The 2,523-nt window shown below is 27.3% G+C and carries 3 protein-coding genes; all 3 read right to left on the bottom strand.

The annotated features are described in order from the left end of the window. Window positions 1-647, bottom strand: a 647-nt coding sequence (locus tag GQ540_RS04015; protein WP_291797702.1) for a glycogen-binding domain-containing protein, incomplete at its 3' end; no start/stop codon positions are given. Then, on the bottom strand, window positions 644-1,603 hold the full coding sequence (locus GQ540_RS04010) for a hypothetical protein (protein WP_291797699.1): 960 nt from the start codon (window positions 1,601-1,603) through the stop codon (window positions 644-646). The genes GQ540_RS04010 and GQ540_RS04015, both read right to left, overlap by 4 nt. Window positions 1,604-1,825: 222 nt before the next feature. Beyond that, window positions 1,826-2,523 (bottom strand): outer membrane beta-barrel family protein (locus GQ540_RS04005; protein WP_291797696.1); only part of this gene is annotated, 698 nt, incomplete at its 5' end.

Below are 2,523 nucleotides of genomic sequence, written 5' to 3'. Positions count from 1 at the left end.
TCTGTAATCCATTCACCATCAACAATAAATTTATACTCGTATTCTCCCGGCCTTAATTGTAATGTTAATTCCCAACCATCTTCAGTTTTTAACATGCTAAAATAGTTTTCATTCCATCTACTAAATGTACCTGATAAAATAACTTTTTGTGCATTTTTATATCCCTTTATTTTAAACGAAGCATTTCCGTTTTCGTCAACATACGCAGTGGTGAAATTTAAATTATATACATTTAATTGATGACCATTTTTTGTTGCTTCATTAATATTGAAATCTTCTTTTGATGGCTCAGCCCAATAGTAGTTATTAATTACAAATTTGAATTCCCATAAAAATTCATCAGTAAAATCATTAATTTTTTTTCTTAGTTCATATATGTTTTCATTTATTTTAATCATTTCCCATTTGTGTAATGACCAATTGTTAAATTCACCTGAAACTACAACATTATGAATATCAATATCCTCAAAATCTGATTTTGACCAATAATTATTTTTCGAAACATTCTTATAATCTCTTTTATCAAAAGAAAATACAATTTCATCTCCCTCAATTCTATAACCTTTTACTTTCTCGTTTTGTGCAAAAGTTTGTATGGTTACTAAAAGTAAAAATAATAGGATGCTATGTGTTATTATTCTTTTCATTTTCTAATAATAGGGTAATTTATGAAATATAGTTTTTCTTTTTGATAATTAATAATAGTTCTTTTGTATTTAAAGAATTCGTATCCTAAAACTCCATCAAGTTGAGTGCCAAAAACTTCATACATTTTACTAAGGTTTGTAAGCATGGTTTTCATTGGTCCTAAATAAATGGTTTCACTTAATTTTAAACGATTTAAATCTCCCATTAAAACTTCAACACGTTTATCGCTAGCGCCTGATAAATTAATACGCTTTTTTGGAACGAAATATGTGAAAACTTTTTTGTTTACACTTTTATTAATTTGATTAAATTCTGCGGCAGTATCTAAACCAAGCTTAAGTTTTTGATTATTGATATAACCATTTATAACGATGGTATGTTTTTTTAATTTGAAATTAAGACTATCTACAATTTTTTCTGCGTACACTCTAGGGTCTAATTTGTTGCCGTATTTATCAACTTTGGTTAAAGTTATTTGATTTAAGTAGAGGTCAATAAAAATTTCATAATCTTTTAAAACACTGTAGCCAATTATTCCTAAAAGTTTCATTTTTTTACTTTTTTCGATATGTGATAAATCGATGATGTCTGATTTTTGATTTTTTAAAATAAAGTGCTGTAAATTAAATGATTTTAATCTTTTTTCAATAGGGTTGTCAATATAACTTAGTACTCCGCTGGTTTTATTATTTTTTCTATTGTGGTTATACTTTGATGGAAAATGAATTTTGTTTAATAGTAGCGTTTCTGAGCCGGTATCAATAATAAAACTTCCTGTTTTGTTCAATACACTTGCTTCAACTACAATTAAGTGATCAATAAGTTTAAAAGGTATTCTAACAGTATTTTTGTTTAGGATTTCTGCTTTTGGAAAAACTACAATATCTATGTTGTTCGCAAAGTTATTTGCGAAGCATATAATAAATAATAGTATAGTTAATTTTCTTTTAAGCATGATTTATAATTAATCTGAGTTTAAGTTTAAGAGTTTAAAAAAAGCCTCTAAAATGCAAGTTTAGAGGCTTTGTTAAAAGGTTTTTTCAATATTTTAATTCAAATAATTACTGATATTCCTTTTTGTTTATCCATATAGTAAGTTTTAAAATTATGTTAGTTTAGTCTCTACTTGTATTAAAACTTACGTTTATTATACTGAATATTAGTTAGATACGGTATTTTACATAAATCCGCCTCCACCTTGAGTTTCATTATTGTCTCTAGCTTTACGTCTCTTTGCTTTGTTTTTGCCTCCTCCAAAACGGTACATAAAACCTAAGTAAGCTGTTCTACTTTCCCAGTTAAATTGACCATCAAAAGGGTATGGATTTTCAGATTCGAATTTAAATTTCATTCCTTCAAAAATGTCATTTACTCTTAAACTAACTGTTCCTTTTCCTTTTAATACATTTAAACTGGCTCCAGTATTAATCATCCACATTGGGTCTACTTTAAACTGTATAGATTCTCCACCGCCTCTGTACATTGCAAATAATTGAAAACGTAAGTTTTTACTTGCTTTAAAATTATTACTTACTCTAAAGTTTAAAGAGTTGTTGGTAATTTCAAGTTCTTCACCATTAGCAATACCGCTTTCCTTTTGTGTGTACAAATCAAAACTTGCATTTACTCTCCACCAATTTGCAAATTTATGATTGCTCGATAATTCTAAACCGTAACGGTTATTACTTTCTGTATTGAAGTAAGATATTTCTACATTATTGTCATCTAAAGGATCTTCATTTAAAACCCTAGTAATATTATCATTTACTCTTCTGTAAAAAGTACCTAAAGTAAACGAACCTTTTTCGTATTGATGTGTATAATTAAACTCAAATGAATTGGTAAATTGCGGTTTTAAATTTGGATTACCAACTG

Source organism: Lutibacter sp. (assembly GCF_013139515.1).
Lineage (GTDB): Bacteria > Bacteroidota > Bacteroidia > Flavobacteriales > Flavobacteriaceae > Lutibacter.
Note: the sequence above shows the minus strand (reverse complement) of the source record. Positions and strands in the feature narration are given on the sequence as shown.